Annotated in this window: 21 protein-coding genes; 11 read left to right on the top strand and 10 right to left on the bottom strand. The window is 71.3% G+C overall.

Annotated features, from left to right (window positions below; translation table 11 throughout):
- Nucleotides 1–88: 88 nt before the first annotated feature.
- From ACFWBN_RS16915 to ACFWBN_RS16905, 3 genes are all read right to left on the bottom strand, one after another.
- Nucleotides 89–706, bottom strand: a complete 618-nt coding sequence (locus ACFWBN_RS16915) for an alpha/beta hydrolase (RefSeq protein ID WP_385177190.1) — start codon at nucleotides 704–706, stop codon at nucleotides 89–91.
- Nucleotides 670–1,023: an alpha/beta hydrolase family protein gene (locus ACFWBN_RS16910; RefSeq protein ID WP_385177187.1), complete on the bottom strand. Its 354-nt coding sequence runs from the start codon at nucleotides 1,021–1,023 to the stop codon at nucleotides 670–672. The genes ACFWBN_RS16915 and ACFWBN_RS16910 overlap by 37 nt, the downstream gene beginning before the upstream one ends.
- A gap of 74 nt (nucleotides 1,024–1,097) precedes the next feature.
- Nucleotides 1,098–2,108 (bottom strand): zinc-binding dehydrogenase, encoded by a 1,011-nt coding sequence (locus ACFWBN_RS16905; RefSeq protein ID WP_385177185.1) that lies wholly within the window; start codon nucleotides 2,106–2,108, stop codon nucleotides 1,098–1,100.
- Nucleotides 2,109–2,230: 122 nt separating this feature from the next.
- Between ACFWBN_RS16905 and ACFWBN_RS16900 the strand changes: the two genes are divergently transcribed.
- Nucleotides 2,231–2,815, top strand: a complete 585-nt coding sequence (locus ACFWBN_RS16900; RefSeq protein ID WP_385177183.1) for a TetR-like C-terminal domain-containing protein — start codon at nucleotides 2,231–2,233, stop codon at nucleotides 2,813–2,815.
- 366 nt (nucleotides 2,816–3,181) lie between these two features.
- Nucleotides 3,182–3,922: a hypothetical protein gene (locus tag ACFWBN_RS16895; RefSeq protein ID WP_385177181.1), complete on the top strand. Its 741-nt coding sequence runs from the start codon at nucleotides 3,182–3,184 to the stop codon at nucleotides 3,920–3,922.
- An 85-nt stretch (nucleotides 3,923–4,007) separates the two neighbouring features.
- On the opposite strand, the gene ACFWBN_RS16890 is transcribed toward ACFWBN_RS16895, so the two are convergent.
- Entirely contained in the window at nucleotides 4,008–4,541 is a 534-nt protein-coding gene (locus ACFWBN_RS16890) for a hypothetical protein (protein ID WP_385177179.1), read from the bottom strand.
- 346 nt (nucleotides 4,542–4,887) lie between these two features.
- Between ACFWBN_RS16890 and ACFWBN_RS16885 the strand changes: the two genes are divergently transcribed.
- The gene (locus tag ACFWBN_RS16885) at nucleotides 4,888–6,054 is read left to right on the top strand and encodes a copper resistance D family protein (RefSeq protein ID WP_385177177.1); all 1,167 of its coding nucleotides are present in this window, start codon (nucleotides 4,888–4,890) and stop codon (nucleotides 6,052–6,054) included.
- A 93-nt stretch (nucleotides 6,055–6,147) separates the two neighbouring features.
- Here the strand turns inward: ACFWBN_RS16885 and ACFWBN_RS16880 are convergent, their stop codons facing one another.
- Complete coding sequence (locus tag ACFWBN_RS16880) at nucleotides 6,148–7,785, bottom strand: FG-GAP-like repeat-containing protein (protein ID WP_385177175.1); 1,638 nt, start codon at nucleotides 7,783–7,785, stop codon at nucleotides 6,148–6,150.
- 508 nt (nucleotides 7,786–8,293) lie between these two features.
- Here ACFWBN_RS16880 and ACFWBN_RS16875 point away from each other — a divergent pair.
- Nucleotides 8,294–9,343, top strand: coding sequence for a gluconolaconase (locus ACFWBN_RS16875; protein ID WP_385177173.1), 1,050 nt, complete (start codon nucleotides 8,294–8,296; stop codon nucleotides 9,341–9,343).
- Between the two features lie 18 nt (nucleotides 9,344–9,361).
- The gene (locus ACFWBN_RS16870; protein ID WP_385177171.1) at nucleotides 9,362–10,519 is read left to right on the top strand and encodes a hypothetical protein; all 1,158 of its coding nucleotides are present in this window, start codon (nucleotides 9,362–9,364) and stop codon (nucleotides 10,517–10,519) included.
- 12 nt (nucleotides 10,520–10,531) lie between these two features.
- Here ACFWBN_RS16870 and ACFWBN_RS16865 read toward each other — a convergent pair whose 3' ends face one another.
- From ACFWBN_RS16865 to ACFWBN_RS16855, 3 genes are read right to left on the bottom strand one after another with little or no spacing between them, the layout of a single operon-like run.
- Nucleotides 10,532–11,422: an arginase family protein gene (locus ACFWBN_RS16865; RefSeq protein ID WP_385177169.1), complete on the bottom strand. Its 891-nt coding sequence runs from the start codon at nucleotides 11,420–11,422 to the stop codon at nucleotides 10,532–10,534.
- 35 nt (nucleotides 11,423–11,457) lie between these two features.
- Nucleotides 11,458–12,270, bottom strand: a complete 813-nt coding sequence (locus ACFWBN_RS16860; protein WP_385177167.1) for an ABC transporter permease — start codon at nucleotides 12,268–12,270, stop codon at nucleotides 11,458–11,460.
- Nucleotides 12,267–13,262, bottom strand: a complete 996-nt coding sequence (locus tag ACFWBN_RS16855) for an ATP-binding cassette domain-containing protein (protein ID WP_385177165.1) — start codon at nucleotides 13,260–13,262, stop codon at nucleotides 12,267–12,269. Before ACFWBN_RS16855 ends, ACFWBN_RS16860 begins: the two co-directional genes overlap by 4 nt.
- Before the next feature lie 210 nt (nucleotides 13,263–13,472).
- On the opposite strand from ACFWBN_RS16855, the gene ACFWBN_RS16850 reads away from it, so the two are divergent.
- From ACFWBN_RS16850 to ACFWBN_RS16840, 3 genes are all read left to right on the top strand, one after another.
- Nucleotides 13,473–14,948, top strand: a complete 1,476-nt coding sequence (locus ACFWBN_RS16850) for a CehA/McbA family metallohydrolase (RefSeq protein ID WP_385177162.1) — start codon at nucleotides 13,473–13,475, stop codon at nucleotides 14,946–14,948.
- A gap of 137 nt (nucleotides 14,949–15,085) precedes the next feature.
- Nucleotides 15,086–15,730, top strand: a complete 645-nt coding sequence (locus ACFWBN_RS16845; protein ID WP_385177160.1) for a PE-PGRS family protein — start codon at nucleotides 15,086–15,088, stop codon at nucleotides 15,728–15,730.
- Between the two features lie 145 nt (nucleotides 15,731–15,875).
- Nucleotides 15,876–16,781, top strand: coding sequence for a hypothetical protein (locus ACFWBN_RS16840; protein ID WP_385177158.1), 906 nt, complete (start codon nucleotides 15,876–15,878; stop codon nucleotides 16,779–16,781).
- Between the two features lie 64 nt (nucleotides 16,782–16,845).
- On the opposite strand, the gene ACFWBN_RS16835 is transcribed toward ACFWBN_RS16840, so the two are convergent.
- Nucleotides 16,846–17,721, bottom strand: coding sequence for a class I SAM-dependent methyltransferase (locus ACFWBN_RS16835; protein ID WP_385177156.1), 876 nt, complete (start codon nucleotides 17,719–17,721; stop codon nucleotides 16,846–16,848).
- A 482-nt stretch (nucleotides 17,722–18,203) separates the two neighbouring features.
- Here ACFWBN_RS16835 and ACFWBN_RS16830 point away from each other — a divergent pair, with 482 nt between their 5' ends.
- Nucleotides 18,204–18,362 (top strand): hypothetical protein, encoded by a 159-nt coding sequence (locus ACFWBN_RS16830; protein WP_385177154.1) that lies wholly within the window; start codon nucleotides 18,204–18,206, stop codon nucleotides 18,360–18,362.
- Between the two features lie 85 nt (nucleotides 18,363–18,447).
- Here ACFWBN_RS16830 and ACFWBN_RS16825 read toward each other — a convergent pair whose 3' ends face one another.
- Nucleotides 18,448–19,005 (bottom strand): pyridoxamine 5'-phosphate oxidase family protein, encoded by a 558-nt coding sequence (locus tag ACFWBN_RS16825; RefSeq protein WP_385177152.1) that lies wholly within the window; start codon nucleotides 19,003–19,005, stop codon nucleotides 18,448–18,450.
- 243 nt (nucleotides 19,006–19,248) lie between these two features.
- Between ACFWBN_RS16825 and ACFWBN_RS16820 the strand changes: the two genes are divergently transcribed.
- Both ACFWBN_RS16820 and ACFWBN_RS16815 read left to right on the top strand, forming a co-directional pair.
- A complete protein-coding gene (locus tag ACFWBN_RS16820; protein ID WP_385177150.1) occupies nucleotides 19,249–20,076 on the top strand; it encodes a helix-turn-helix domain-containing protein in 828 nt (275 codons plus the stop codon).
- Nucleotides 20,077–20,179: 103 nt separating this feature from the next.
- Nucleotides 20,180–20,470, top strand: a complete 291-nt coding sequence (locus ACFWBN_RS16815) for a hypothetical protein (RefSeq protein ID WP_385177148.1) — start codon at nucleotides 20,180–20,182, stop codon at nucleotides 20,468–20,470.
- Nucleotides 20,471–20,742 lie beyond the last annotated feature (272 nt).

Below are 20,742 nucleotides of genomic sequence, written 5' to 3'. Positions count from 1 at the left end.
TCAGCATACGGGCGGCCACCGGGGCGGCCACCGGGGCATGTGTTGGCCGTCCGGTCGATGCTCGCCAGGGGTTCCGTGCGCACGTTGGTCAGCCGAGCCGTGCCTTGAGTTCGGCATACAGCTCGGTGACGGCCGCGTCGGCGGCCGGGGAGACCGGGAAGAGGTTGAGGAAGGCGTGGATCAGCCCGTCGTAGGTGCGGGCGAAGACGTCCACGCCGGCGTCCTTCAGTGCCTCGGCGTAGGCGTTGCCCTCGTCGCGCAGCGGGTCGTACTGGGCGGTGCCGATGACTGCGGGCGCGAGGTCGGTGAACCGCGCGGCGCGGAGCGGGGAGACCTGGTAGGAGCCGCGGACGGTGGGGTCGTCGCCCGCGTAGAGGTGCTGGAGGTCCAGGACGTCCTGGGCACCGAGGAGGTAGCCGGCGCCGTTCTCGGTGCGTGAGGGGTGGTCGCCGACGAAGTCGGTGGCCGGGTAGACCAGGAGTTGGGCGGCGAGTGGCCGGCCCTCGTCGCGGAAGGTGAGGGCGACGGCGGCGGCCAGGTTGCCTCCGGCGCTGTCGCCGGCCACGGCGAGGCGGTCCCGGCGGCCGCCGTAGTCGTCGATGTGATCGGCGACGTGGCGGGCGGCGGCCAGGCAGTCGTCGTAGGGGGCCGGGAAGGGGTGCTCGGGGGTCAGGCGGTAGTCGACGGCCACGACCACGGCGTCCACGTCGCGGCACAGCCGTCGGGTGACGTCGTCGTGGGTGTCGAGGTCACGGTGAGCCAGCCGCCTCCGTGGAAGAAGAGCACCGTGGGGGCGGGTCCGCCTCCGGCGGGCCGGTAGACGCGCACCGGGATCCGTCCGGCGGGGCCGGGGACGGTGGTGTCCTGCACCGAGCCGACCTCGATGGGCTCCGGCAGTGCGATGCCGGCGCTCATCTGCCGGTTCGCCTCGCGCAGGATCTGGGGGTCGGTGTCGATGACCCGCAGGGTGGGGCGGGCGTTGACCTGGTCGAGTACGGCAGCGGTGGACGGGTCCACGGGCATGTGGGGGCACCTTTCCTTCGGAGGGGTGTGCCAAGGGTGGGGGCACGGGGCGGACGAGGCGGTGGGACACGAGGTCAGGGGCGCAGGATCAGCCGGATCGGGTCGCCCCCCTTGGTGTGCAGGCGCTGGACGGCCTGGGCGGCGTCGGCGAGCGGCAGTACGTCGGTGATGGAGCGGGAGAAGTCCAGCCGGCCGCCTTCGGCCAGGGCGATCAGCTGCGGTACGGCGTTCTCCTCGGAGCCGTAGTGGCCGAGGATCTGGTGCTGCATGTAGCCGAAGAGCGTGCTGTGGGCGACGGTCAGCGGTGTGTCGGTCAGTCCGACCAGGACCAGGCGCCCCTTGGGCGCGAGGACGGTCAGGGCCTGCTCGCGGACGGCGGCGGCCCCCGCGAAGTCGAAGGCGACCTCCAGTGCCCGGTTTCCTGTGACGGCCAGCACCCGCTCGCGCAGGTGGGGGTGGGCCGGGTCCAGGGCGAGGTCGGCGCCGAAGTCCAGGGCGCGGCGGCGGGCGGCCGGGACGGGGTCGATGGCGATGATGGGGTGGGCCCCGACGGCGCGCAGCAGCTGGACGGCGTGGGCGCCGAGCCCGCCGATGCCCCAGACGCCGACGGCCTGGGCCGGCCGGACCTCGGCGGTGGTGGTGATGGCTCCCCAGGGGGTGGAGACGGCGTCCGGGATGATCGCGCCCTGCTCGGAGGGGATCGAGTCGGGGAGGCTGAACAGGGTGCCGATGCCGGCCAGCGTGTATTCGGCCCAGCCGCCGTCGTAGTCGACGCCTCGTGTGAGGAGGCGGCCGTCGCGGACTTCGCCGGCCTGCAGCACGACCCGCTGCCTGGGCGTCCAGCCGGTCACGTCCGGTCCGAGCTCGGAGATCGTCCCGGCGACCTCGTGACCGAGCGTGACGGTGTCGCTCCGCAGGTGGGCCGGTGTGAGGGTGCCGTCTATCAAGTGGACGTCGGACAGGCACACGCCCGCCGCCTCGACCTTCACCAGTACCTCTCCGGGCCCGGGAACCGGCTTGGGCACGTCCTCGACGGTCAGCGTGCGGGAGGGGATGTGCAGTCGCGCGGCGCGCATGAGGTCCATGGCGGGGTTCGTCCGTTCCGGTCGGTGGCCTGCGAGCTATCGGCTATCGCAAGTCGTCTTGCTTTACAACGTACGCACGCCGGATCCATATCGCAAGAGACCTTGCGTTAGGCTGCTGTGCCATGAGGGATGAGAAGGAGGCGCCGCCGCTCAGGCGCCGGGGCGAGCGGATGCGGCAGGCCGTCCTGGACGCCACGGTCGACCTGCTCACCTCGCAGGGCCTGACGGCGACCACCGTGGCCGCCGTGGCGCGCGCGGCCGGCGTTCACGAGACGACCGTCTACCGGCGCTGGAAGACCCGCGAGAACCTCATCTTCGACGCACTCGCCACCCGCAGCGACCAGGCCCTCCCGGTCCCCGACACGGGCACCGTGCGCCAGGACCTGGCCGTGTTGTTCACGGCACTGACCGACTTCCTCGCCACGCCTGCGGGTGCCGCGATGCTGCACCTCGGCACGGTGCACGAAGAGCGCGCGCTGGAGGAGGGGCGCCGCTCCTACTGGCGCGCCCGCATGGAGCGCGCCGAAGCCCTCGTCCGGCGCGGCATCGACCGCGGCGAACTCGCCGCCGACACCGACCCGCACCTCGTCGTCGAGGCCATCACCGGCCCTCTGCTCGCGCGCGTACTGCTCACCGGCGAACCGCTGGAGGAGACCTTGGCCCCCCGCCTGGTCGACCTGGTCCTGGACGGGGCACGCGTGCCCTAGATCGGCCTTCCTCCGGCAAACCGCGTCGGAGCGGCATGCCTCCGGCCGGCGCGCCGGCTCGGTGCCCGGCCGGTGGCAGTCGAAGCGCTGGAGGCAAGGGGTTCAACCGGAAGTCACCCTGCGGCAGGGTGTCCGGGAGTCGGCCGCCGCACATGCGCGTCTCGAGCGGCTCGGCGTGCACCAGAGGCTGCAACACCGCCAACAACCGTGCCACTGGACCGGGGTGCCACCTCCCGCGGCGCCGCGACCACGGCTTTCGCAGCGCCGGAGGAGTGCGACGGATTCTGCAGAGAGGGAACTGCGGGCGGCTGTTGGTGGGTAACATCCCGCAGCAACACCGTGAGGTATGAGGAGAGTGAGCCGCAAGTGGCCAACGAACCGGACACCACGCCCATCCACAACGTGTACGCGCAGCGGTTCGCCGCGGATCTCGAGACCAACCACAAGGAACAGGCAGAGGTCTCCGCGCAAATCACGGAACTCGAATCACGCTTGAAGCAGCTGAAAGCCGACGAGAACTGGCTCTCCGGCATGCAGGGTTCACTGCCCCCCGCCGCGGAGGAGGCCGTGACCTCTGGCGTCCAGGTGGCGCCGCAGCCCGGCCAGTCCCCCGCGGCCGCCGACGCTCCGGCGACAGGGGTCGTTCCCAAGCCCCGTCAGGCGAGGAAGACCACCGGGCGCGCGGCCGGAAGGAAGGCGGCACAGCCCAAGGAGGCCCCGGTCGTCGCGTCCGGCGCGAAGGCCAAGACGGCCGCCGTACGCAAGACGGCCGCAACCACTCCGAAGAAGACCGCCGACTCGAAGACGAAGAAGGTCGCGGAGCCCCCGCTGCGCGAACTCGTCCTGGCCCTCCTGGTCCACGCCGCTGAACCCCGCATGGTCAGCGAGGTCACCACCGAACTGGCCGCGGCACACCCCGGCCGGCCGGCCTCCACCCAGGTCGTCCGCAACACCCTTGAGGCACTGGCCAAGAAGAACCACATCGAGAAGGAACACAAGCAGGGCTCGGTCATGTACTCCGCGCCCCGGCCCGCGGCCGTCGAGCCGGTAGCCGCGGCGGTCCCGACCGCCGACACGACGGACGAAAAGGAGCCGGCGGAGGTCTGATCCGCCACTTCCGTACGCCACCCGGCCCCTACCCGCTCGCGGTTCTGTCCCGCCGGGCCGGGATGCCCGGGTGGTGTGGCGGCCTTCAGCGGACGCGTCGGGGGCCGCCTCGGTGCGGGCGGCGGCGGGAGACGGCTTCGGGAGCGGCCTCGGGGGACGAAAACCCGCCGGCCACAGCCACCCGTGCCGGGACGGGCGAAGCGGGGGCCTGTGCCGCGGAGGCCTGAGAAGCCGTCGGCTGCTGGGCGCGTCCGAGGACGGCAGTGTGCGCGATCAGGGGTGCGCAGGCCTGGCAGATCTCGGCGAGGGTCCAGACTTGGCCGACGGCCGGGTTGTGGATGAGGACGAGCAGCGGAGCACCGTGACAGGACGCTCTGGCGTCCTCGTGGAATCCGCATTCGACGGCCCCGCAAGCACACGCCGCGTTGGGGCGGACCGTGGCGAGCCGGGCGTGCGCACGGGCGTGCTCGGCGGCGAACCGCCTCATGGCCGACGTGTCTTTGGACCGGGGCGGCATGCGGCACGCCTCGGTGGAACAGGTGACGGAGACGGTGTGGTCGCCGTAGCCGGTCAGACGGACCGTCCAGGTCCGCCCCGGGACACGGGATCCGGGAATCATGGTCAAGGAGAGTTGTCCGTTCACGTATGCGGTGGTGTGCCCACTGTTCGACAGTCTCACGTGTGGCGACAGTGAATTTCACGCGGTGCCGGCGTCGGCACGGGCACGTACTGGTGGCCCCGGCCACGAGGAGAACCGCACCTCAGACGAGGAAACGGTGGCCGAACACGCCCTGCAGTCTTTGTCGCACGCCGTTCGTCACGTGTCAACGACATGCCATCCAATCCGTCAAACCCCGGTCCTGCTCCGCCTCCCGCCCGCGGACCGATCGGTGACCCGGGATAACGGTTTGGTCATGCACACGAAGAATGAGGAAGGGCGGCCTTACTTAGGTTAGCCTTCCTTTATGCATTCCATATCTCTGGCCGCCGAAGCCGGCTACGCCGTACCTCCGTTGTGGCGCATCCTCACCAAGTCCGGCTACTTCATCGGGCTGTCCGGAGCCATCGGTGCGACCGTGACCTACGCGGCGTCCATCCGCCCCGCGCTGCGCGCACCGGAGAACAACAGCGACGACGTCGCCGTCATGCGGCGAAGAACGGCCGGGTACCTCGCCTGGGCGGGGGTGGTGCTGTTGGTCGCGGGCTACTTCCAGCTCGCCGCCCGCCTGGCCCGGGCCGGCAAGGGCATGCCGTTCGGTGACGCCCTCGCGCCGGGACGGATCTGGGACTTCCTGCTCGCCCCGGCGGCGAAGGGGGCCTGGATCGCGCAGGGCACCATCTACCTGGTCCAGAACGTCGTGCTGGTCCTCGCGTCCGCCGCACTGATCTCGCTGTTCTTCGGCCGGGCGCGTCGGCGCCTGAATGCCCTCGCGTTGACCGCCCTGCCCCTGACGCTCGCGATCACGCTCGTCGCAGCGGTTCCGGCCACCAAGCCGAAGGACGCGGAGAAGTGGCTGGACCTGCTGTTCACCCAGACCCACATCGTCAGCGGCGTGGTCTGGGTCGGCGGTCTGGTCCTGCTCGCCACCCTCGCCGCCGCCCGCGGCCGGCTGAGCGAGGACGCGGGCGCGCTGTGGGCCGACCTCTGGCGCCGCTTCGCCTTCATCGCCCTGGTCTGCGTCGGCGCGGTGTTCACCTCCGGCCTGTGGATGAGCTGGAAGCACGTCGGCTCCATCAGCCAGCTCTGGACGACGACCTACGGGCTCTTCCTCCTGGTCAAGATCCTGCTGGTCCTCGGCATGGTCACGGCCGGCGGCGTCAACCAGTTCTGGCTGATGCCCCGGATCGCCCGGGCCCGCCGCGACGATGCCACGTCCTCCCTCCTGCACCTGACCCTGCGACACTTCCCGAAGGTGGTCTGGGCCGAGGTGGCCCTCGGGATCGCCGTCCTGGCCATCGTCCCCTTCCTCAGCGGCTCGGCCCGTTCCGAGGCGGGCAGCCCCCCTGCCGTGTCGAGCGGCAGTGTCTTCGCCACGGGCGCCGTCCTCGTCCTCACCCTCGCCGCATCGCTCTACATCACGGTCAGGGCCTCCGACGCGCTTGCACGGCGCACGACCGCGGCAACGTCCTGATCCACGCCGGGGCGCGCCGCAGAGCATGGGCGGGCGCCCCGGCCCGGTCGTTCGCTCGTTCGTTCACTCGTTCGCTCGCTGGGGAGCAGTCGCTCAGAACATCAGCTCGCCGGCCGGATAGCCGGTGCCGACGCGGACCCGGGGCAGATAGCTCCCCGTGCCGGTGCCCCGGTACAGGTAGAGGTTCCCCGAGCCGTCCCGGCCGAGGAGGTCCGCGTAGCCGTCCCGATTCAGATCGCCCGGCGGCACGAGCGCGGTGTAGGTCCCCCAGCCCGTGCCGATCCGGATCCGGGCGGCGAAGCCGCCGGCGGCGGTGCCGCGATGGAGGTAGAGGTTGCCCGCGCCGTCGCGGGCGAGCAGGTCCGGCAGCCCGTCACCGGAGAAGTCTCCGGGAGACAGCAAGGCGTTGTAGACGCCCCAACCGCTGCCGATGCGCACGGGTGTGGCATAGGTGCCGTCGCCGTTTCTGCGGTGCAGCCAGAGCACGCCGGTGGTGTCCCTGGTGATGAGGTCGTTCGGGCCGTACCCGATCAGCGTGTCGTAGCGCTGCCAGCCGGTGGCGGCGCGGACCCTCAGCGTGTCGAAGTACCGGCCCTCGTCGTCCTGGCTGTAGCGCCACAGGTTGCCGTCGGTGTCGACGGCGGCCAGGTCCGTCGTACCGGGCAGGCGGACCACCCGGCGCATGCGGCTCCACGCCGTGCCGGCCTTGCAGGGTGCCGCGATGGTGCCGTTGCCCTGGCCCGCCTGCCGGTACAGGTCGCCCGAGGCGTCGCGGCGGAAGGCCGCACCGCGGGCGGGGTCGAGAGGACCACAGTCCGACCAGGCCGCCGCGGCCCGCAGCATCCTGTGGTCGGTGACCCTCGTGTCCAGGGGGAGCAGATCGGCCTTGGGCGTACGGAAGTCCCGGGTGCCGAGAAAGACGTAGTCGAGCTTCTTCCCGCTCACCGTGGCCTCCCCCGAGCGGCACCTGATGGTGACGCCGGGCGTGCAGGCGGCCGGGTCGAAGAACTGCGCGTCGGTCTCGTCCGACTCGATGAAACGGCCGAAGGCACCGTCGTTGATGCCGGCGTCGTAGATGCGGGAGAGGGTGGAGCTGCGCGGGGAGTGGTTGAAGTCGCCGCCCAGGACGACGGGGATGCCGGCCGCCTCCCACGTCCGGGCCCGTGCGGCGAGCCGGTCGGCCTCGGGGACGGCCAGGGTGCCGTTGTCCCAGTACAGGTGAACGGAACAGGACCATGTGCGGCGGTATTGGAGGGTGCTCTCGACGCACGGGACGCGGATCGGTTCCTTCTCGCCGCCGACCGTCAGGTCCAGGTCCAGGGTTTGGGTGATCTGACCCCGGACGAAGACGGCGTTGCCGTAGTCGGCATCGCCGCAGATGCCGGGCCGGCCCAGGACGGTCCTGCTGAACATGCCCCGAAAGCCGCGCGCCCTCAGCTGCGCGGCGACGGAGTCGTATTGGGGGCGGCACACCTCCTGGAGGAAGATCTGGTCGGCGTTCCACGAGGTGGCACCGGCCTGCGCGACGATTGAGTCCACGCGCCTCTGGTTGTCGTACGGGGGCGCGCCGCACACGTTGCCGCAGATGTTGTAGCTGATGAAGCGCAGCGGCGGGGCGGTGCTGGGGGAGACCGTGTCCGCGTGCGCGGATCCGGGTACGGCCAGGGCGTTGCACAGCGCCAGGGCTGCGAGGGCGGTGCTCTTCCGGAAGCGGCTGACAGTTCGTCGCACGGGGCACTCCGTGGGGCCGGGGCGAAGCCGCGGGTCGCACCGGAAACGAGGACACGACGCACGGCCCTGCGGAATTCCACAGACGGTCAGATCATCATGCAGTCACATCAGTTGGTTGGAGGCGGCGTTCGTGGCGTCGGTCTTCACCCCGTCGGTCCAGTTCCGGTGTCGACCATTCGGGTGAGGCCAAATCGAGCCGTAAGGGGCGAGCCCGACAGCGCCGGCAGCCGCGGGACCGCACATCCGGACACCTCGCGGGCCCGGCGGTGCCGACTGCCGCGGCACCGCTCCCCGTGGATCTTGGCCCCGAAGATCAAGCAACGGTGCCCGCGAGGACGGCGGGCCGACCCGGGAACACGCCCGCCCGCATGTGATCAAACGCCTGGTCAGCGGCTTCTGTCCGGTTCTCACCCGGTGGCGAGTTCGGCCGGGTGTTCATTCGCCGACGGTTGCGTAGCGTCACCGGTCTGCGACGCAAGGAGGTCTGAAAAGCATGGGAAATGCCAGCGTGAGGAACGATGTGGGCACGGCCTACATCAACGACGTATTCATGCGCCATCCGCTGACCACACGTAATCAAGAGGAACTCGACATAGCCGCCAGGGCCGCCGGGATCCTGCAGCGGAACCAGCTGCGGAACGTGTTCAAGCGGACCCCTCAGGGAGGGGGCAAGCAGATCGACCCGATCGGGTTCTCCCTGAACAAGGTGCGCTACGGCGGCTTCCCGGCGGAAGAACCGACCGCGCACGAGCGCGGCTGGCGCGCCTATATGAATGTCGGCGTACCGGTCGTTGAGGAGCGGAGCGACATCCAGCAGCCCCCTCCCGACATGATCTCCAAGCAGACGTATGTCAACGGCACCGACCCGATCAAAATCACCGTGACGGACACGGTCGAATTCACGATATCGAACACGATCAGCTGGTCGCTCCAAGGGGAGGTGAAGCTCACCTTCGGGGCGAAGTCCATCGCGTCGCTCCAGCAGCAGCTCCAGAAGAGCATGGAGATGAAGCAGTACCAGAAGACCACCCTGCTGAACAGCAAGGACAACCAGGGCGTCAACACGGAGTCCCAGACGGAGGCGACGAGCAACACCACGGCCACCAGTTCCGTCACCGGGACCGGGGAGCTGTGGGGAGAGCTCCTGCTCGGGATCACCGGCTCCGTCAGTGGTTCGCTGACCACCGAATGGAAGCACCAGTCGTCGGTCAGCTTCGAAATCAGCAGCCGGGCGGACGTCATGGCCACGACGCGGCGTCAGATCCGCCAGTTCGACTACGAATTCCCCGTCACCTTCGGCGGCTGGGTCGCCTTGTACTATCCCGAGCCGGTGCCGGTCAAGGAGACTCCCCCGCAGGCCGCCGACCCGAAGTACTCCCGGGTCATCGTGTGGAAACTCGGCGAGGCGTCCTTTAATTCCGGCCATTTCGACCTGGCCGACGAAGGAAAGCGGTCCTTGCAGAAGGGGACGGCCGAAATCGTTGCTGTCCGTACCGGAGAACACCGGGTTTTCCAGCCGGAAGTACTCGACTACCAGAACCAGAAGCAGCCCCTCTAGGGGTCGGGAGGGAAACCCATGTCCTTCAAGAACATATTCGACAACGGCGGAGACGAAGCCGGTTCCGCCGACAAGTCCGCTCAGGCACTCAACGAAGACACTCCGGGAGCCGGTGACGTCTCGGAGGCCGTGCGCAAGCTGGAGAGCGAGCGCGACCCGTGGCTCGTGCGCCAGACCGCGCACGGGGCGTTCGACGTCATGGGCTTCCTGGGTCCGCTCTTCCAGAACGCCCAGGGCGCGGCCGCCGCCCAGCGCCAGGTCTCCGAGGACCCCGGTGCGGCGTCCGACATGGCCTCGGCGACCACGAAGGCGTTCGGACCGCCGAAGGTGAGCATCAGCAGCGACGACATGCCGAAGCTCGAAGACCTGTCGAAGCTCATCGGCAACAGGAGGGGCCACACCCTCATCGCGACGGGTCTGGGATCGTCCGAAGGCCTGGCCGTCGACCCGTCGCTGAACACGGCGTACGTCGCCGACCGGGGCGGCCAGAAGCTGACCGCGGTGAAGCTCGACACCGGCGCCCAGCGCGTGGCCGCGAGCACCCTGGGCGACATCGGCGATGTGCGGGTGGACGGCCAGGGCACGGCCTACACCACCGACTACAGCGGCGGGCGCCTGCTCGCGGTGGACCTCTCCGCCGGCTCCTCCCGCAAGATCGCCGACGTACCGGGCGCGTACGGCGTCGCGCTCGACGCGGCGGGCAAGGCCTACGTCGCCAGCTGGCACGACGGGCAGTTGACCGCCGTGGACCTGCAGGGCGGACAGAAGCACACGACCGCCACCGGTCTGGGGGCGGGCATCGCCGGCGTGGCGCTGGACGGGCGGGGCAAGGCGTACATCGGCCAGAAGGACGGCAGCGGCAAGCTCTACGAGGTCGACCTCGCCGACGGCACCCACCGCGTCGTGACCAGCCTCCTCGGGGCGAGCACCCTCCGCGTGGCCCTCGACGGCGCCGGCCGGGCCTACGCCACCGACCACGTGAACGGGCGCCTGTACGAGATCACCCTCGCGGACGGCGCGCAGCGCGTGGTGGCCACCGGCCTGGGGACGTGCACGGGCCTCGCGCTGGACACCGTCAACGGCTGGATCTACGTCAGCAACACCGAAGGCCGGCTCTGGCAGATCGACCAACGTGCCGCCCAAGCCCTGGGCGGCGTCGGCAAGGTCGCACCCTAGGGGGTGTCGGGCTCAGTGGTCCGTCCGCGCTGACAGCCCTCGGCGCAGGCATGTGGTGAGTCGGGCCGCGATGCTTCCGCCGGGATCGAGGCGGGGGTTGAAGATGGTGACGTCGAGGCCGAGGGCACGTTCGTCGGCCAGTGCCGTCGACAGCACCGTCTCCAGTTCCGACCAGGTCAGCCCGCCGGGGATGCGGTAGTCCACGGCGGGCATGATCGCGTCGTCCAGGACGTCGACGTCGAGGTGGACCCAGTAACCGGCGCATTCGCCGTCCGTGAGCCGGCGGACCGCCTCGCGTGCGGCCGGGCCTGCGCCGGCCGCACGCACGCCGTCGAGGTCGACGGCATGGAGTCGTGGCGGCAGCGGTTGCATCCCCGCCTCGGCGGACTCGGCGGCGTCGCGGAAGCCGAAGGCGACGACGTCCTCGTCGCGGAGCAGTGGTCCGCGGCCTTCGAGGTCGGTGAGCAGCCGGGGGCCGCGGCCCGCGGCCAGGGCGAGTTCCATCGACGCCGCCTCGCCGGTCGGCTCCGCCGACGGCTGGTAGAAGTCGGTGTGGCCGTCGAGGAACAGCAGCCCGTGGCGTCCGCGGCGGCGCAGAGCGAGGAGGTTGCCGAGCAGGATGCTGCAGTCGCCCCCGAGGACCACGGGGAAGCGGCCGGCTTCTAGTGCGTCGCCGACCGCGTCGGCCAGCCGGACGGAGTACCGCGCGATGGCCACGGGGTTGAGGATCCCGGTTTCGGCGTCCCGGCGCGGGTCGTAGGCCGGCGGTTCGACCCGGCCGGCGCGCACCGCCCCGGGGTGGTCCAGCAGACCGGCCTCGAACAGGGCCGTCGGCAGGTCCTGTACGCCGGCCGGGCGCAGCCCGAGTACGGACGGTGCTTCGATGATCGCCGGGTCGCGCACGTGTCAGCCCCTTCGGCTCCGGGTCGGGTACGGGCTCAGCGGTCCTGGGACCGGTACGCGCGCATCGCCAGCGGCATGAAGACGGCCGCGATGCCCGCCGCCCAGACCAGGGACCAAAGGATCGGCCGGCCCGCGGGGGTGCCGAGCAGGAGTCCGCGGAACGCGTCCGACAGGTGCGTGACGGGGTTGACCTCCACCCATGCCTGGAGCCAGCCGGGCATGGTGTCGACCTCGGCGAAGGCACTGCTGGTGAAGGTGATCGGGAAGATGAACGTGAAGGCGTAGACCTGCACCTTCTCCACGTCCCCGGCCACCATCCCGATGAGTACCGCCGTCCACGAGACGGCGGCGGCGAAGGTCAGCAGCAGCACGGTGGCGCCGAGGAATCCCCCGATGCCTCCGGTGATCTCGAAGCCCAGCAGCATGCCCAGCGCGATCATGAGGATCATGGCCCAGAGCTGTTTGGCGAGGTCGGCGGTTATGCGTCCGAAGAGCGGCGCCGAGCGGGCGATGGGCAGGCTCCGCAGCCGGTCGAAGACCCCCTTCGTGAGGTCGGAGTTCAATGACATGGCGGTGTACATGCTCATGAAGAGGGTGTTCTGGACGATGATCCCCGCGAGCGCGTACTGGAGGTATTCACGGGGAGAACCCGCCATCTGCCCACCGAAGACATAGGTGAAGAGGAACACGAACATGATCGGCGTGATGCTGTAGTCGACGAGTTCCAGGGGGTTGTGTTTCACCGAGACCAGGCTGCGCCACGCCATGGTGGCGGTTTGCCGCATGGCCGCCAGGGGGCGCACACCGCCGCCGCGGCCCAGGCCTTCGATGAGCGTCGTGGACGTCATGACGGGCTCCCCGCCTTCACCTGCCGGTCGTCGGCCTCCGCGTCCGCCTCGGCGCTGTTCGGCGCCGCGCGGTGTCCGGTCAGCACCATGAACACCTCGTCGAGGGACGAGCGCCGCAGGGTGAGTTCACCGACTTCGATGCCCGCCTGGTCCAGTCGGCGCACCACGTTCGGCATGAGCGCCGGATCGTTGACGGGCGCGGTGATCCCGTCGCTTTCGATCTTGGTCTGTGGCCCGGCCGCCTCCGTGATCAGCGCGTGCGACGCGCCGAGATCGGCCGTGCGGGCGGGGCGCATTTCCAGTACCTGTCCGCCGACCTGCGACTTCAGCTCGTCGGGGGTGCCGTCGGCGATCACCGTGCCCTTGTCGATCACCACGATGTTGTCGGCGAGCCGGTCGGCCTCGTCCAGGTACTGCGTGGTCAGCAGGGTGGTCATGCCTTCCGCGACCAGGACGCGCAGCATGTCCCAGACCTCGCCGCGGCTGTGTGGATCGAGTCCGGTGGTCGGCTCGTCGAGGAAGAGGATCCGCGGTCGGCCGACCAGGCTGGCGGCGAGGTCGAGACGCCGCCTCATGCCCCCCGAGTACGCCTTGGCGGCCCGGCCCGCCGCGTCGGTCAGATGAAACCGGTCGAGCAGGTCGGCCGCGCGGGCCCGGGCGTCGCCGCGGGTCATGCCGAGCAGCCGGCCGATCATCAGCAGGTTCTCCGTACCGGTCAGGTTCTCGTCGACGGCGGCGTACTGTCCCGTGAGCCCGATCAGGGAACGGACGCGCCCCGCCTCCCGCACGACGTCATGGCCGCCGACCTCCGCCCGCCCGCCGTCCGGGAGCAGGAGAGTGGCGAAGATGCGGACCGCGGTGGTCTTCCCGGCGCCATTGGGACCCAGCAGGCCGCACACGGTCCCTGCCGGAACCTGAAGATCCACCCCGGCCAGCGCGCGCGTCTCCTTGAACCGCTTGGCCAGGCCTTCGGCTTGGATCGCGTGCTTCATGGGATCACCTCGTATCCACGCGGGGAGCGGCGTCGGTCCTCTCAACTGTGACCCATGCCACTGACAGCCCGCCTGCCGGAGGGAGGGAACTGCCCGCTCCCGTCGCCGAAGGGAGCGAGCGCACATGACTCACGGCTGCCCGGGGATGACAATGCGTGGCAGTGGGCGGGGTTCACGCCCGATTCACCTCACCCGGTCACCCTGGGCGCCATGGTCCTCAGTCGACGAGCACTGCTCGCACAGGCAACCGCGGCCACCACCGCCGCCACTTCCTCCGTCTCGGCCCCGGCCGCCGCCGCGGAGCCGACCACCACCACCACGACGTTGCGCGGCACCATCCCGCCGGGCGCCCCGGACTTCGTGTACGTCCCGCTGGAGGTCCCCCCGGGCATACGCGAGTTACGCGTCTCCTACCGCTACGAGAAGCCGCCCACGCCGCCCGGAACCCCGGGCAACGCCCTCGACATAGGGCTGTTCGACCAGCGGGGCACCGCGCTCGGCGGCCGGGGCTTCCGCGGCTGGTCGGGCGGCGCCCGCAGCGAGTTCTTCCTCCGCGGCGACGACGCCACCCCCGGCTATCTGCCCGGCCCGCTGGAACCCGGCCGCTGGAACCTCGCGCTCGGCCCGTACACCGTGGCCCCGCAGGGCCTGCCGTACGAGATCACCGCCACCTTCGTCCACGGCGAGGCTGCCCCGACCGCCCCCGCGGCCTATCCGCCCGAGCGGGTCCCGGGCCGCGGCCGCGCCTGGTACCGGGGGGACTGCCACATACACTCCGTGCACTCCGACGGCCGCCGCACCCCGGCCGAGATCACCGGCCTCGCCCGCGCCGCCGGCCTGGACTTCGTCAACACCTCCGAGCACAACACCCACAGCTCCCACACCGCCTGGGCGGCCGCCGCCGCCCAGGGCCTGCTCGTGCTCACCGGGGAGGAGGTCACCACCCGTACCGGCCACGTCCTCGCCGTCGGCACCGATCCGGGCACCTTCGTCGACTGGCGCTACCGGGCCCGCGACGACCGCTTCGGGCGCTTCGCCCGCGCCGTCCGGCAGGCGGGCGGCCTCGTCGTACCCGCCCACCCGCACGCCACCTGCATCGGCTGCGCCTGGAAGTTCGGCTTCGGCGAGGCCGACGCCGTGGAGGTGTGGAACGGCGCCTGGACCCCCGACGACGAGGTGTCCCTCGCCTCCTGGGACGCCACCCTGCGCGGCGCCGACGGCGACCGCTGGCTCCCGGCCCTGGCCCACAGCGACTACCACCGCGACCCCGACCGGATAGGCGGCCCGCAGACCGTGGTCCTCGCCGACGACCTGTCGCGCAGGGCGATCCTGGCCGGCCTGCGCGCCGGCCGCGCCTACGCCGCGGAGTCCTCCGCGGTCTCCCTGGAGTTCACCGCCGTCACCGGGCGCGGCGCACACGCGGGCATCGGAGAACGGCTGCGGGTCGCCGATCCGGCCGCGGAGGTCCTCGTACGGCTGTCGGTGACCGGCGCCGAGGGCTGCGACCTGCGGCTGGTCACCGACCAGGGCCTCGCCTTGACGGCTCCGGCGGCGACGTCCCTGGAGTGGCGTACGACGGCCGCCCGGACCGCGTACGTCCGCGCGGAGGTACGCCACCCGGCCCAGGCCGCGCCCCTGCCCGGCGCGCCGGCCGCCTTCACCAACCCCATCTGGCTGAGCACCTGACGGAGCGGACGGCGGACGGCTCGGCCTGTTGGAGCAGCTCCGGTGGGCGGGGTGCGGGCCCGCTCGTAGCGTGAGTGGGGCACCTTCTACGGAACCGGGAAGACCCCAGAAAGACACCTCAGGAAAGAGACCTCACCATGGCGGACACTGACGCGATTGCCGAGACGGCCTCCGAGGACGGCACCGGGGTGGTCGGTCTGGGGGTGACCGGGGTCGCCGGGTACGCCCGGCCGGCGACCCGGGACGTGGCCAAGGAGCAGGAGGTGCGCGCGGGCGTCCTCGGCATCGGGGACGAGACCACGCACTCCCCCGGAGTGGCCGGTGTCGGTGAGATCGGCGTGGACGGTTTCGGGTCCGAGTGCGGTGTGCGCGGCCGCAGCCAACAGACGGGGGTGCGGGGCGAGTCCCTCTTCAACGAAGCGGTCCTCGGGGTGTCGAAGGCGACCGGTGTGGGTGTCATGGGGATGAGCAAGGACGGCAACGGCGTGCGGGCGGAGAGCGAGACCGATGCCGGGCTCATGGCCACCTCCCACAAGGATGTGGGCGGGGTCTTCTTCTCCCTGGAGGCCGCGCAGGTCGAACTGACCCCCCGGCCCGCCGACACCCGCTTCGCGGACTCCCCGCCACGGCTGCCCGGGGCGGGCCGGCTCGGGCAGCTCATCGCCCTGAGCGATGCCGATGCGACCTGCCGCCTCTACCTGTGCGTGGAGGCCGGGGAGGGAACTCCGGCCAGGTGGGCGCCGGTCCAGCTGGGAGACCCGGTGGACGGGCAGGCCTCCTAGGGCTTGCGGGCGGGAGGTGCAGGGGGGCGTCCTTCGAACGGGCGGTTCACCGGGCGCGCGGGCGGCGTGGCGAGTGTCGGTCCACCCGGTGGCGGTGGGTCGTGGGGTTGAGTGGCCGGGCCGTCCCTACTTCCGAGGAGCTGCCATGGCCGTCCAGGAACTTCCTCCCGCCGGCACGATCCTGCTCTGCGACTCCCAAGCCTTCGGCTGTTCCGGTGCGGTGTTCCGCGTCGATCCGGTGACCGGTGAGTCGCGGATGTTCGCCATGGGCGGTGACCTCCAAGGGGCGACCGGGCTCGCCGTGGAGGCCGGCGGCAGCGTCCTGATCAGCAAGGACCGGCTCTTCCCGGGGACCGGCGCACTGCTGCGGCTGTCCGCGGGGACCGGGTCGCAGACCGAGGTGTCCTCCGGCCGGAAGTTCACCGCCCCGGTCGATGTCGCCGTCGAGGCCGACGGGCAGATCCTGATCGCCGACAGCTTCGCCGCCGGGTTCGGGGCCGTGATCCGGGTCCATCCCGCCACGGGTGACCAGACCGTGGTGTCCGTGGGCACGGGGGAAGGCGATACTCCGCCGAGGCCGGTGAAGCTGTGCACGGCTCCGGACGGCACGATTCTCGTCGTCGAGCAGGCCATGGCGGGCGGTATGGACCTCTCGGCCCGTGTGGTTCGCATCGACCCGGCCACCGGGGCCCGTACGACGGTCACCTCGGGCGGCGAGCTGCGCAGCCCGATCGGGGTGGCGGTCGACGGTGGGGGCGGCATCCTGGTGGCCGACGCCAATGCCTTCGCCGGCTTCGGTGGTGGGGTGATCAAGGTGGATCCGGTGAGCGGGGCGCAGACCACGGTGGCCTCCGGTGGCGGATTCGCCGCCCCTCAGGCGTTGGCGATCGAGGCCGACGGCAGCCTCCTGATCACCGACAACGAGGCCTTGAACGGCGTGGGCACCCTGTTTCGGGTGAACCCGGTGACCGGGGCGCAGCAGGTGGTCGCTTCGGGTGGGGACTTCAGGCGCCTGACCGGCGTGGCGGTCGTACCGGCGGCCTCGGGCTGAGTGCTCGGGCGGCGTTCACGGAGATCACCGCTCACCTACCGGAGCACCGGGCCGAAGGCGAGCGTCACGTGGCCGGCCGCTCCGCTGGGCGCTCCGCCGACTGACCCGCCTGCGACGCGCCCTTGCGGCCCCAGGCCGTGAGCATGCCGGGCGACAGCCCGGTGCACTGCGGGGAATCCAGGTAGCGAACGGCCTCGTCGATCTGCGCGTCGTCGACGAGGCCCGTTCCCACCATGGCCTCCCGGGCCCGGTCCCAGGTCTCGGCCCAGAACCCGCTGATCGCGCTGCCCGGTTCGAGCGGCGGTACGTGGATCTCGGCCGCTACGGATTCCAGCCCCGCCGCGCGCAGCATCTCGGGGTGGCGGGGAACCGCCGAGACGTCGGTCCCGATGGTGTCGCGCAGTCCCTGCCACATGGCTCGCATGGCGCGGGTGTACGGCGTGACGGGCGCGGAGTCCGTCGTCAGGTCGACCGCGTCGCTGATGACCAGCACTCCGCCGGGGGCCAGCAGCCCGCTCAGCCTGGCGATCATGCGCTCCGGGGACGGTAGGTGCATGAGGACGAAGCGGGCGTGGACCAGCTGGAAGAGCCCCGGGGCGAAGTCGTCGGAGGTGATGTCCGCCTGCCGCACCGTCAGTCCCGGCACCGGGTGCGCCGCGAGGAACCGTACGTCGCGGTCCACCGCGAGGACCGCCGCGACGCCGGCCTCGCCCAACAGCCTGCGCGCCACCGTGCCGGTTCCCGCGCCCACTTCCAGGCACGTCCAGCCGGGTCCCGCTCCGAGCAGCCGCAGTCGGGCCATGGTCGTTTCGTCGTAGGTGAGGGCTCCGAGGTCAATACGGTCGCCCTCGCCTCCCTCGTCGGGACGGAAGACCCGCTCGCCGTAGCGCCCCTCGCCCGGGGTACCTGCGCCGTCCGACGGCAGACCTACGCCAGCCATGGGCCCATTGTCCCCCGCCCGCCCGCGGGGCGCGCCCGCGCGGCCTGTGACGCCTCAGGCACCGCAGGCACGGCTTTACTCGCATGCCGGCGGACCGCCGAACCAGCGGATATGAGGTAGCGGGAGGTCAATGCCGTGCCGGAGGATCGGCATCGTGGAAACAGTGGTGCAGTGGGTGCGCACGTCATGGACCAAACAGTCCCGCGGCGGGCTCGAAGCCGCCCGCCGCAACGCGGCCCCGACCGCTTTCCCCGTGCCCTTCGCCTCGCCGCCGTTCGTGCACGAGGTCCTGATGCACGAAGTCGACGGATTCAGGCCGCGGTTCGTCACGCGCGCAGCCCTGCCCGACCCCGATGCGGACACCTCCGTACTCCTGCAGGAAGACGACGGTCTGCTGCGGATCGAACTGTCCGTGACACCGTTCGGCATGCCGCGCAGATGGCGGGCGTCCGCCGGCAGTCCGGCTCGCCCGCGGCGAATGGGTGCGTTGGCAGGTGAACTACCGCTTCGCGGGCTCACACGGCGACGCGTGGACCTACCGCCTCGACACCCTCAACCTTGCCTACGGGCCGGCGGCGCCGACCGACCTCTTCATGGGGGATCCCACCCACCACGTCTGCGAACTCGCCGCATTGCGCTGACGCACGCCGGCACGGGGCAGCCGCCTGCCATCCGGACCGCAACCGCCGACGAGCGGATCGGCTGCGGGCCGCGGTCGTGACCGGGTCAGAACGCCCAGCGCGTATGGGTGTACACGCCGTCGTCTCGGCCGAAGCCGTAGGCCGTGGCCGGGGTCACCGCGAACAGGACCACGTCCCCCTTGCGGAACGCGTCGCCGATCCCGTGGAAGGTGCCCTCGGCAGAGGTGATGTGCGGGCCGTACTTCGTCTCGTACGCCGTGATCACCTCCTCCAGCACCGCCGGATCGGCGACCGGCTCCGCCTTGCCCTCGACCACCAGATCGAGTCCTTCGGTGAGCGAGTTCCCGCCGGTGGTCAGCGCGCAGTGTCCGTCGTGAGCGAGGTTCTTCGCCTTCTGCTCCCCCACGCCGGTGGAGAAGTACAGCACCCCGTCGTGCCAGGCGGCGATCACGGGAGTGACGTGCAGCCGGCCGTCGGGCCGCACCGTGGACACCCAGAAGATCTCGGCGGTCTCCAGCTGTCGCTGGGCCTGCGCCCATTCGGTGGCGGTGACGTCCGCGGCACCCGGGCGGGGGTTGAGCGCGGAGCTGTAGCGGGCGTCGAGTTCGGTCGTGGGTTGCTGTGCGGATCCCTGTGTCGGCATCGAAGATCTCCTTCCCTCCCCCATAGTGACCGGCTGCCCCGCGCCGAAGTCAGCGCCGCGCTCGCGCGCGGCCGGATTCCGCGCAGACAGGGGCCTCGTCCGGCGCTGACGATGGCGGGGTCCGCTGCGGGGGTGGGGAGGGCGTGGTTCGGCATGTCGGCACACGGGGTGGGATGGGACCTGGTCAACGGTCGGCCCGACCGGCGCTTGCGTCCGGGGGTTCTGGGCTATCGCGGGTACCGGATGGCACTGGACCGGCCCAGACGGCGCCTGGAACTCCCCGACGGGGTGGTGACGTTGGTCCTCGGCTTCGAGGGGCGGCTGCGCCTCACCGACGTCGGTGAGGGGGACGGTGCGGCGGCGGGCGGGGCCGGGGTGCCGTTCACCTCGCTGGTCTCCGCCGTGCGTTCGCGCGCCACCATCGGGGAGCACAGCGGCGTCCTCCACGGCATGGAAGTCCTGCTCGCGCCATGGGCCGCGTACACCCTGCTCGGGGTGGAGATGCACGAGTGGGCCGACAGCATCCTCGATCCGGCTGAGCTGGTGGGCCGTCGCGTCGACGACCTGGCCGGGGCGCTCGCCGCGCTGCCGAGCTGGAGCCGGCGGTTCGAGCTGCTCGACGCCACCCTGGCCCAGTGGGCGGCGGCGGGTCCCCCGTGCTCGGCGCGGGTGGTGTGGGCCTGGGGGGAACTGTCCCGTACGGGCGGCACCGTACCCATACGGCACTTGGCCCAGCAGTCGGGATGGAGCTGGCGGCAGTTCGAGTGCCGGTTCCGGCAGCAGATCGGCATGCCCCCCAAGACCATCGCCCGCATCATGCGTCTGCATCGCGCGCTGAGGCTGCTCGGCAGTGGCCGGGCCGTGTCGCAGGCGGCCATGGACTGCGGCTACTCCGACCAGTCGCACCTGGCCCGCGAGGTGCGCAGGATGACGGGCCGTACGGCCACCCAGCTGCTGGCCGCGCCTACGGGGACGCCGGCGGGCCCTCCCACCGTCGACCGCGTCGACGGTCGGATGACCAGCCTGCTGCTCCCGGCCGGGACGCCGCCGGCCGGCGGTGGCCGAAAGTGAGCCGACGCCGTCCGCGCCGCGAATTTGTTCAAGACGCGGCCCTTCGGCGATGGCCAAGATGGCGGCGTCCTCGAACGATGATCCCTGGAAGGGGCAGCCACACATGCGCATGCGCATCGCCACAGCAGTCGGCGCCGTAGCCCTGTCCGGCGCACTCGCCGGACTTGGCCTCGCCGGAACCGCCCAGGCCGCCGAGAGCGGCGCCCTCGCCTGCTCCACTACGAAGATCAGCAGCAAGACGGCGCGAGGCTGGTGTTCCGCGGGCTCGGCCTGGCGCGTGGGAGTGAAGTGTACGGACGGCAACCACTACTACAGCGGCTGGGTGACGGACGCACGCAACCAGTACGCGACCTGCGGCAGCGGCACCATCACGCACTACTGGGTCGACCGCTGACCCCTCCGGACCGACCGGCGCAGCCCCGCGGTGAGCGGGGGCTCGTGAGCGGCTGCCCGTGACGGCGACGGCGGCCCCGGGGACCTTCTGGGTTCCCGGGGCCTGTTGTCGTGCCCGCGCCTCGCCCCGTGCCCCGTGCCCGGGCCGGCTCCGGCGCGGCGCGGCGCGGCGCGCCCAGCGGGTGCGCGGTTCACACGCATGGGGGAAGCTGGAGGTGGTGTCTGCGGCGCCGTCGGCGGGCAGAGTGCAGAGTGGCGAGGAAGGTCCTTCGT

This window comes from Streptomyces sp. NPDC059989 (genome assembly GCF_042736975.1).
GTDB lineage: Bacteria > Actinomycetota > Actinomycetes > Streptomycetales > Streptomycetaceae > Streptomyces.
This window is presented reverse-complemented; position numbering and strand designations above follow the sequence as displayed.

Bases quoted from the DNA above. Each gene is read 5' to 3' on its own strand.
- ACFWBN_RS16910 (WP_385177187.1), bottom strand. From the start codon at position 1,023: ATGCCCGTGGACCCGTCCACCGCTGCCGTACTCGACCAGGTCAACGCC.
- ACFWBN_RS16905 (WP_385177185.1), bottom strand. From the start codon at position 2,108: ATGGACCTCATGCGCGCCGCGCGACTGCACATCCCCTCCCGCACGCTG.
- ACFWBN_RS16900 (WP_385177183.1), top strand. From the start codon at position 2,231: ATGAGGGATGAGAAGGAGGCGCCGCCGCTCAGGCGCCGGGGCGAGCGG.
- ACFWBN_RS16890 (WP_385177179.1), bottom strand. From the start codon at position 4,541: ATGATTCCCGGATCCCGTGTCCCGGGGCGGACCTGGACGGTCCGTCTG.
- ACFWBN_RS16885 (WP_385177177.1), top strand. From the start codon at position 4,888: ATGCATTCCATATCTCTGGCCGCCGAAGCCGGCTACGCCGTACCTCCG.
- ACFWBN_RS16870 (WP_385177171.1), top strand. From the start codon at position 9,362: ATGTCCTTCAAGAACATATTCGACAACGGCGGAGACGAAGCCGGTTCC.
- ACFWBN_RS16860 (WP_385177167.1), bottom strand. From the start codon at position 12,270: ATGACGTCCACGACGCTCATCGAAGGCCTGGGCCGCGGCGGCGGTGTG.
- ACFWBN_RS16855 (WP_385177165.1), bottom strand. From the start codon at position 13,262: ATGAAGCACGCGATCCAAGCCGAAGGCCTGGCCAAGCGGTTCAAGGAG.
- ACFWBN_RS16850 (WP_385177162.1), top strand. From the start codon at position 13,473: ATGGTCCTCAGTCGACGAGCACTGCTCGCACAGGCAACCGCGGCCACC.
- ACFWBN_RS16845 (WP_385177160.1), top strand. From the start codon at position 15,086: ATGGCGGACACTGACGCGATTGCCGAGACGGCCTCCGAGGACGGCACC.
- ACFWBN_RS16840 (WP_385177158.1), top strand. From the start codon at position 15,876: ATGGCCGTCCAGGAACTTCCTCCCGCCGGCACGATCCTGCTCTGCGAC.
- ACFWBN_RS16835 (WP_385177156.1), bottom strand. From the start codon at position 17,721: ATGGCTGGCGTAGGTCTGCCGTCGGACGGCGCAGGTACCCCGGGCGAG.
- ACFWBN_RS16825 (WP_385177152.1), bottom strand. From the start codon at position 19,005: ATGCCGACACAGGGATCCGCACAGCAACCCACGACCGAACTCGACGCC.
- ACFWBN_RS16820 (WP_385177150.1), top strand. From the start codon at position 19,249: ATGGCACTGGACCGGCCCAGACGGCGCCTGGAACTCCCCGACGGGGTG.
- ACFWBN_RS16815 (WP_385177148.1), top strand. From the start codon at position 20,180: ATGCGCATGCGCATCGCCACAGCAGTCGGCGCCGTAGCCCTGTCCGGC.